Annotated in this window: 11 protein-coding genes; all 11 read right to left on the bottom strand. The window is 37.4% G+C overall.

Annotated features, from left to right (window positions below; translation table 11 throughout):
* Positions 1–246: 246 nt before the first annotated feature.
* Positions 247–1185, bottom strand: a complete 939-nt coding sequence (locus QTN47_RS26445) for a sugar phosphate isomerase/epimerase family protein (RefSeq protein ID WP_369332468.1) — start codon at positions 1183–1185, stop codon at positions 247–249.
* Between the two features lie 243 nt (positions 1186–1428).
* Entirely contained in the window at positions 1429–2040 is a 612-nt protein-coding gene (locus QTN47_RS26450; protein ID WP_369332469.1) for a hypothetical protein, read from the bottom strand.
* 293 nt (positions 2041–2333) lie between these two features.
* Positions 2334–2816, bottom strand: coding sequence for a T6SS immunity protein Tdi1 domain-containing protein (locus tag QTN47_RS26455; RefSeq protein WP_369332470.1), 483 nt, complete (start codon positions 2814–2816; stop codon positions 2334–2336).
* Positions 2817–2894: 78 nt separating this feature from the next.
* Positions 2895–3320, bottom strand: coding sequence for a hypothetical protein (locus tag QTN47_RS26460; RefSeq protein ID WP_369332471.1), 426 nt, complete (start codon positions 3318–3320; stop codon positions 2895–2897).
* Between the two features lie 112 nt (positions 3321–3432).
* Positions 3433–3945 (bottom strand): lipocalin-like domain-containing protein, encoded by a 513-nt coding sequence (locus tag QTN47_RS26465; RefSeq protein ID WP_369332472.1) that lies wholly within the window; start codon positions 3943–3945, stop codon positions 3433–3435.
* Positions 3946–4303: 358 nt separating this feature from the next.
* Positions 4304–4918 carry a hypothetical protein gene (locus tag QTN47_RS26470; RefSeq protein ID WP_369332473.1) on the bottom strand — a complete coding sequence of 205 codons (615 nt, stop codon included), beginning with the start codon at positions 4916–4918 and terminating at the stop codon, positions 4304–4306.
* Between the two features lie 11 nt (positions 4919–4929).
* Positions 4930–5343, bottom strand: a complete 414-nt coding sequence (locus tag QTN47_RS26475) for a hypothetical protein (RefSeq protein WP_369332474.1) — start codon at positions 5341–5343, stop codon at positions 4930–4932.
* A gap of 273 nt (positions 5344–5616) precedes the next feature.
* A complete protein-coding gene (locus QTN47_RS26480; protein WP_369332475.1) occupies positions 5617–6063 on the bottom strand; it encodes a hypothetical protein in 447 nt (148 codons plus the stop codon).
* 287 nt (positions 6064–6350) lie between these two features.
* The gene (locus tag QTN47_RS26485) at positions 6351–6734 is read right to left on the bottom strand and encodes a hypothetical protein (RefSeq protein WP_369332476.1); all 384 of its coding nucleotides are present in this window, start codon (positions 6732–6734) and stop codon (positions 6351–6353) included.
* Positions 6731–7048 carry a hypothetical protein gene (locus QTN47_RS26490; RefSeq protein WP_369332477.1) on the bottom strand — a complete coding sequence of 106 codons (318 nt, stop codon included), beginning with the start codon at positions 7046–7048 and terminating at the stop codon, positions 6731–6733. The genes QTN47_RS26485 and QTN47_RS26490 overlap by 4 nt, the downstream gene beginning before the upstream one ends.
* 57 nt (positions 7049–7105) lie before the next feature.
* A complete protein-coding gene (locus QTN47_RS26495; RefSeq protein WP_369332478.1) occupies positions 7106–7669 on the bottom strand; it encodes a DinB family protein in 564 nt (187 codons plus the stop codon).
* Positions 7670–8036 lie beyond the last annotated feature (367 nt).

Raw genomic sequence — 8036 nt, forward strand, 5'->3', positions numbered from 1 at the left:
TTATCAATAAATTAATGTAATTTGTAAATAACGAAATGCACGTTTTTGTTATAATAACGTCCGAATTTGTTACAAATGAATGTTTTAGGTAGGAGACCGCTTTAAGCAAGCAAAGGCTCTGTGGATCTCTATTTCTTCTCCGGCTTTACCTCTGTGTAACAAAAGAAAGTTACACAGAGATCACAGAGTCGGCACAGAGCGTCACAGAGAATAACTGTAAGTCGCATTGTTGCATCCCGGATAACCTTAGAGATATCTTTCAATCAATGCTTTTGTTTTACGTATCCCATCTTCCTCATCGCCTTTGTTGCCTTCGAACTCAATTCCTATGTAGCCTTTAAATGATGATTTTTTTACAAGGTCCATTAGTCTTTTGTAGTCCATCAGCGGTTGTTCACCATTGCTGTCAAAATCATAGGTCTTTGCACTTACACCTTTTGCAAAGGGCAACATTTCTGCCACTCCTTTATACCGGTCGTATTCGTCTTTACAACCATCCTGCGTAGTGCCCCAGGGATGCGAGATGCAGAAATTACCGAAGTCAGGCAGCGTACCCACATTGGCTTTACCCACTTGCTTTATCACGTCTGCCATCCAAAAACCTTTTGATGAATCACTTCCATGGTTTTCCACAACCACATTTATATTCATCGGCCGGGCAAATTCTCCAAGCCTGGAAAGAGAATCTATCGATGCAGTCTTCTTTGCTTCGGAATCTCCGTCTCCATGCAGGTTTACACGTACGGTCCAACAACCTAAAAATGATGCTGCCTCTATCCATTTTTTGTGGTTGTCTACTGCCTGCAATCTTTCTTTATCGTTTGGCAAAGCAAGCGGCCCTTCTTCATCAACCATAATGAGATGATTGAGTACACCCGCATCTTTACTGCGCTTCAATAGTTCATTTAAGTATGGTTGGTTTTTCCCGGCTTCTTTAAAGTTCATTTTCTTTCCGCCAAAAAAACCATTCACATACTCCACTGCTTCAACACCAAAATCATTCCTGGCTTTGGCCGGAAAGTCAAGATGATCCAGTTTTCCCGCCTGGAGTGCGCGATGCAACGACCATTCTGCCAGCGATATTTTTAATCCCATGTCTTTGACTGCGGCAAATAAGCTGGGCTTAATGAGCAGGGCGCTTGTACTTAATAAAGCTTGCTTAACAAAGTGTCGGCGTGTTGACATACAGGTAGTTTTGATTTTTTAAAAGAATGGCGGTGCAGTTGTAGTTCTGCTATTCTGAATAAGCAACCGTTTTCAGTTTGGTCTAAGTGTTTCTTACCCGGACCGGTTATGAATATAGGTAATAAAGTTGAGGATTAGTACAATGACTGGCCAATGTTTTGTGTACTCGGATTGCAGTTGAAAGATATTCTGCTAACGATGTCCCTTCCGCTCGTCGACATAATGGTCGGCTTAGTCTACAAGCTATTTGTTTGCCCATTCTATAAACTCCTTTTCATCTGCAAAGCGTCTAAATGTAAGACGCCTCAATTCTCCTTCAATTTGCTCTCGGGGCCATCTTTTTTCTGTGATAATTGTCTCTGAATATTTTGAAGCAGCGTTTGCAAATATTAATAGTTGGGAACTGAAGAGATCAAAGCCGAATTTTTCATTATCGAGCCACGTTGGCTTATCGAAGACTCGTGCCCAGTCTACAAAATGCAGAAATGTGTCAATAATCGGAATCTCAAATTGTGGGGTAGATTTGCTGTTGAAGAACTCAGCGATTATTGGCACTCTACCATCTTTATCAAACGAAATGCTGATGCGTGCTTGTAAACTCCGATTTTTATTCGTTTTGATTTTCGAATGCCAAACAAAATTGCCGTTGTCAGCAATTGAAAGCCTATAAGCTTTTTCAAATCCTGTAGTATCCCATCCTTCTATTTCAGCGATGGTCATTAATGCATCGTATATGATTTTTAATGCAATTTTTATTTTATCGATATCGCCTAGTTGTAAAGAAATATCTACAGCATTCTTAATCCAGATGGATTTGATGCTCCCGTCGGTATGGGCTCGTTCTTCGTCACTCAAATAAATGTTAACTCGCTTTCTAGAAAGAGTTTTATTATAGTCAAGATTCTTTGAAAATATCAAAGTTGCCCTGAGCAAATTGTCTCCGAACCAATCGGAGTTAATTTTATTCTCTGGATAGATCGTTATGTGTGGCGTGAATGTCATGGGCTTGCATACAATGTTTCGGGCTTCTTGCAGGTAAGGACATTGTATTCCGTTTGCTGACCCGTTGGCGATTAAAATATAAAGTTCAATTTAAGAATTAAAGTTTGGATCCATGCGCCCGGTTTTATCTTCAGGTTGGATTGGTCTCAGTTTTTTCTCTCGAATTTGATGTTAACCTTAGTTCCGTTTGGTAAATCTTTAATCTGTTCACATATTTGTCCACTGAAAGCAAAATGAACACTCATGTGAGTCGGCTCAATATTGTCAACTGAGTATTCGCCTCCGATGATGGGTAGTTTTTTATAACTATAAACTTCATTTTCTTTTAGCATTTTTCCGCTAGCTAATAAATTTTCTATAAGCAAAGGAAGAAACCAGTTGTCAATGTTTTCTTCATCACCCAATAACTGCTCATATTCTTCAAGTGTCTCAGCAACTTTGGTTAAGTCGCCAGAGTCTGTTTGGAGCCAATAAACAGCATCGTCGTGTCCAACCAAGAAAATGTCACCTAAAGCTGAAACTGTCGCTACAGCTTTCATGTCTGCTAATCGCCATTGCCAACAAGATAAAATGTCGTCAAAGTCAATGTCGGCTATGTCTTTGGTTAACTGCTCAAACGTAAGTGCCATAAAGTTGAATATGACGTCACGGCTCGACGATAGCGGTATTTCAAGATCGTCAAGCCATACCGTTGTTAAATTTATAAGTTAAAGTTCACGCAACCACCATTTTATCGTCCTCAGTTTGTCGGTTTCTAATTCGGTCAGTTCCAATTCTGCAAACGTCTCTTTTAATTTCTCTATCCCGTAGTTGTTTTTCAGCCAAAAAGGCAATTGCTCAACACTTTTATCCCAATTTTTCAGAACTCTTAGCAAAACTTCTCTTAAGTCTTTTTCAGATTTTGGATTGACACTCTCTAAAACTCGTCCTGCAAATTCTTGTTCTTCGGAATACTTATCAGCGCCAGCTCCTTTTTCAAAAACCCGAATAACACCTTCCACAACTAATTCTGGATCAGCCTTGGGTAAGATGTGGATTAGTTGCCTGATTCTAAGGTCTCGTAGTTCTTTGTATTTGTCTGAGGAGATTAAGATTTCCCTTTCTACGTCTTCGGCTGTTTTTGGAAACTTCATGATGGTGATAATTACTCGCGCTTAACTCATAAATGTAGGAACGTTTCTTATCGTTTTCGGTTTACTTCAGGATAGCCAGATCACTTGTTGCCAGCTAGGCATCCAGGCATATTTACTCCTCCTTTACCAAAACTCTTTTCCATGTTTTATTATCGCCAATAATTAATGTATCGTTTTTAAATACAAAAGGTCTCGGTTGGTCGGTATCAATATACCACGGTAACGAACCTCCTGTAACGTGATGTGTGACAATAGATTTGTTGAAGTCAACTGAATAAGTTCCAAAATAACCCAGTGAGTTATTTTCTAGCCAATTCAGCAAATTAACGTTATAGTTCTTGGCCGAATCCCTGGAAATCTTCATAGGGTTTTCTGCAGAAATATTTAGATTAACAATACCATTCTTAGTGTATGTAAAATATCCTTTTGGGTTTTTGCCATATGGATATGTCCAATTGGAAGTTGTTGAATCTAAATCAGCAAATTCGATTAATCTCCAGGTTCCTGTCAATTTATTAGCTTGTGTGGCCGCTATGCCACGCTTGTCTGATTTGATCTTACTTTGTCCAGATAAATCGATGGCCAGCGTCAAAGCTAAGAGTAGAGATAAGAGAAACACCTTCATTTACCAAAGTTTAAATGTATAAGTGTGATATTGGCAACTCCTGTTGCACATTTATGTGGACCGCCGTTGGTATGCAGTGCTGAATAGTGCATGGGGTACCAACAACAAAGTATGCAACTTCAACTAAAAGTCAACAACGAATGGTTTTGTAAGTAAAATTTTATGGAACAGGTACAATTGATAATGTGTTACACCCTACTCATATTGTTGGTACCCTTTCGCGCTTTTCCTTTGCTGCATACCAATGGCGGTCTGCGCAACTGTCCAACAAGGCCGACCCTAACTCTGTCTCAGGACTAATTTTATTATTCTGTGCACCAACGACGGCTGAAAACCTAATTCTGGTGAATATTTTTTGTCACAGTAACTTTGGATATCTAATAAAAAAAATTGCAACATTGTCATGGAAATATTTCGACCTCGCTATATTAGTTGGAATTTCTGCTTCCTTTTTTTCATCTGCTTTAATAATGCGTTTCTCCGCACCAAAATAGTAAGTGCCATTTAAAACCTCAGCGTCATTTTTGTATTCAATTGATGTTACCATCAAAAGCTTCTTATCGGAAAAGTAATAAGTAGTTGTCTTTTTTAAGTCCGCATGGATTGTATATGAAGTATCGACCGCTAGTTGTAAATTAAGTGGCTTTTCTTTGTTTAAAGTGTCTAATTTATATTTTGTAATTCTACCGGTTTTAGTTCTGGTAACTTGAATTGTCTTTTTCAGACCATTTTTTGCATCTATGAAGTAAGTGTTTATTATAAATGCAGTGTCAGTAAAAAGAACAGTGTCCTTTAATAATTTCAAATTTTTCGAAGCATCAATTTCCTTCCTTATTTTTTGCGCATTTTCAATGTCTGACTCTTGTGCGTGGAGTCCAAGAACAATTAAATTGATCAATACAGCCAGCAAAAGTTTTTTCATAACACCAACGACCGCTAAAAAAACTACGTTTCCTGTAGTATTATGTTCCATTACGTTTGATATTACTGTTCTGATATAATAAACCAAAATATAATTTGTCCAACTATAAAAAGTGCCCATGCAACGGGAACTAGTTTCATACGAAAGTCAAATGCTCTAATCAACTCGTTTCGGTCTGTCAATTGAACGTCTAAAAGAATAGGTGGAAATTTCAAGTAAAGCATTGTAGGAGCTGTCAATGCAAAGTGAATTGCAAATAAAATCCAGTTTGTTTTATCGGCCCGCTTTGACAGTAACCAATAGCCTATTATTGAAAGACGCAAAACAATTATTATGGTGAGCTGCCCAATAAAATACGGCGGGGAAATAGTTGTATGCCAACCTGGAACTACAGAAGTCGCAAAGTCAAATGAAAACGGAATGGTCAACAATAACAAAATATGGAAAGCGAGAAACGGTATATAGGTTCTTTTCATGAATTGTCTGTCTTGTGCAAGCTGTTTAGCATTGTACATTCCTCCTTCAGCGTTTAACTAAAATAACTTCAAAATATTCTCTGCATTGTCCGCTAAAGAATTAAATAAATTTTCCTGCTTTCATGTTGCACATTTACGTGGCCCGCCGTTGGTATGCAGCCGTGTAATGGTGAGGGGCATACCAACAGCAAAGTGCGCAATTTCAAAGTTAAAATGTTTGACAATTTGGATTCCCATTTGGCGTTAGATAAACTTGCATTTTGGTCAGCTATTTTATTTTGATTTATGTTTTAGATATTTACGAAACACTGTTGAATATCCGTCTCCAAATTTCACGATGCTTATTGTGTTTAACCTGATGTTTTTTGGTTTGTCATCAAATTGCCCGTCCGGATTGTAATTATGGATGCTAACACTTTTGGCTGTTACATTTTTGATCTCACCGATCCAGAAGTCAAGATAGTTTTTATTGATGTTTTCAACGATAACATGGAAATCATAACCTTTCAATGTTTTCAGGATATCGATCCAGTTTGTTAGCGGTAATGGTTTGTCAAAACCATAGGTCGTCGACAATAGGCCTTCAGCATTAAATATTTTTCTTTGAGTTCGTTCATAACTTGAATGTCGAATACTGTCAAAGTCGTCAAGTCTAATTATTGCATATCCGTCAAGCATAAAATCATAACTAAGTTGCAAGAGCAAGAAGTGCTTTGACATTCCTAAAATAAAACCTGATAAATTTTCTTCTTGATCGCAAACTGTCCTGAAAATTTTGACAAAAGCTTTCTTGTCGATATATTTCTGTAACAGCGAATTATAATCTTCTATTTTTTGTCGTTCTGTCATTGGGATAATCTCTATCGATGCCATTTAGGGCTTGCGATCGTTACAATAATAGTATTCCTGGCGAAAGTTGTTACAAAAGGCTAATGGAATTTCAACTGAATAGTTTTGTCAGTCTGTTGTTCATGAGGCAAGAACACTATTTCAAGCTGAGTTTTTGCCTATTTCTTATTATTCAAAATTTGGTTTAGATAATTAGTAAAATTCTGGTAGCCATTTCTCTCCGGACTATCGAGGGTAATCATTTGGGCAAGCCCCGTGTCGAATATTTGCCAACCATTTTGCCGGGCAAGTATAACAATTTCAAAAAGTCCTTGTTCTCCATACAAATTCAAAATTTTGTTGCTTACATTTTCTGTGTCAACAAAATATTCTATTTCAAAATCATTTCCTTTAATTCGTCTGTGGTTGTCGTGTCTTTCTATGTTGCCAAAGTGATTTTCTAGCATGGCATCAAAGTTTGTCGGCTCTAAAAAATCTTCATCAATTTCTTCAACTGAGTTAATTATCTGTCGTGAATTAAATAAAACTAAATCCCAACTCATACTTTGTCAATAAGTTTAGATTTTATTTCTTCAAATGCAACTTCTATGCTTTTGTAATTGTCCAAATTCAACATAAAAATTTCTTTGTCGTCTACCTTGACGATAAAATATTCTGTATAATCTCGCCAATCGTCATTGTGGATTTCAACTCTTTTCTTGCCCAGACATATAAGTCTACAAATCCAGTTCTTCGAAATACTTTGATCTTGATTCTGGTTGTCAAAAGCAAGATCGTACCCATATTTCCCTAACAACTCTGTCAGTTTGCTTCTCAATAAAGTTCTAAAATCGGCTCTCTGTTTAAAGTTTTCCATAGTTTGTAATGAGTGGTCTGTTGGACTTGCTACCCTTTGTTTGGTACACACTTGAGTCTACATGGACTTGAACTCCAGTTCATTCTTTTGCATTTGAGTAATGTGTCGTTGTCCATGCTGCGCTAAAAAATAAATATATTCGTAAACATCTATTTTTCCTAAATCGTTTACCGTCATTGTTGTTTTGTAAAGTATGCCTTCACCATTCATCATTCTGTCAAGATTGTCTAAGCAGCGGCTTAGTTGTTCTTTTAGTTGATTGCGAACTTCATCTAATTCCTTGTTACCTGTTGGTTCCATGTGTTCCGGTCTAATCCAGGTAAAAGATTTGTGGAGTCCAACTTCTGTTAATTTGTCCCAATGAAAAACGTGGTTTTGTAATGCTGTTTGAAGGTCAAGCTTCTGAATGTTTTGTAGAGCCTTGTTTGTTCCCTTGTCGATAAGAATAAGCAAAAAATGATTTGTCAATCCGATGTGTTCTAAAATCTCATTGATTGTCCACCCTCCGCTAACAGGTCTGTAATTGCGCACTTCAATGTCTTTGTCAAACCATGTGTCAATGGTCGAAAAAGTGTTAACAAGAAAAGCCCTTATGTCTGTGATGATTGTCTGTATGCTCATTGTCCAAAAGCTTGCATGCGATTTAAATTTAAGAAGGTTAACCTCGTAAATACAATTTAGTTTTTCGAAGCTCTCTTCCCAACAAAGCTCCGCCACCTCGGCCACAGGTGCAGGGCAAGGATTATTGAATAAAAAACGCTAAAAAAATACAATCACCCAATTAAAAAAGTTTTGTAATTAAAAGAGCCACAAAACTTGCCTGCAATGAAAAAACAGTAAATGTTATATTTGTTCATTCATATTCTACAACTATGGCAGAACATAAAATACACCTCGGAGAAAAAATAAAGCATTTGCGCGAAATGCTCGGTGCGACCGTAAAGGCAATTTGATAAATATTCTTTAGCAAGAATCAGGTCAGATCCAC

The organism is Danxiaibacter flavus (genome assembly GCF_041060425.1).
Taxonomy (GTDB): Bacteria; Bacteroidota; Bacteroidia; order Chitinophagales; family Chitinophagaceae; genus Danxiaibacter; species Danxiaibacter flavus.

Excerpts from the sequence above, each read along its gene's own strand:
- QTN47_RS26445 (WP_369332468.1), bottom strand. The coding sequence starts at position 1,185 with ATGTCAACACGCCGACACTTTGTTAAGCAAGCTTTATTAAGTACAAGC.
- QTN47_RS26455 (WP_369332470.1), bottom strand. The coding sequence starts at position 2,816 with ATGGCACTTACGTTTGAGCAGTTAACCAAAGACATAGCCGACATTGAC.
- QTN47_RS26460 (WP_369332471.1), bottom strand. The coding sequence starts at position 3,320 with ATGAAGTTTCCAAAAACAGCCGAAGACGTAGAAAGGGAAATCTTAATC.
- QTN47_RS26465 (WP_369332472.1), bottom strand. The coding sequence starts at position 3,945 with ATGAAGGTGTTTCTCTTATCTCTACTCTTAGCTTTGACGCTGGCCATC.
- QTN47_RS26470 (WP_369332473.1), bottom strand. The coding sequence starts at position 4,918 with ATGGAACATAATACTACAGGAAACGTAGTTTTTTTAGCGGTCGTTGGT.
- QTN47_RS26475 (WP_369332474.1), bottom strand. The coding sequence starts at position 5,343 with ATGAAAAGAACCTATATACCGTTTCTCGCTTTCCATATTTTGTTATTG.
- QTN47_RS26480 (WP_369332475.1), bottom strand. The coding sequence starts at position 6,063 with ATGTCAAAGCACTTCTTGCTCTTGCAACTTAGTTATGATTTTATGCTT.
- QTN47_RS26485 (WP_369332476.1), bottom strand. The coding sequence starts at position 6,734 with ATGAGTTGGGATTTAGTTTTATTTAATTCACGACAGATAATTAACTCA.
- QTN47_RS26490 (WP_369332477.1), bottom strand. The coding sequence starts at position 7,048 with ATGGAAAACTTTAAACAGAGAGCCGATTTTAGAACTTTATTGAGAAGC.
- QTN47_RS26495 (WP_369332478.1), bottom strand. The coding sequence starts at position 7,669 with ATGAGCATACAGACAATCATCACAGACATAAGGGCTTTTCTTGTTAAC.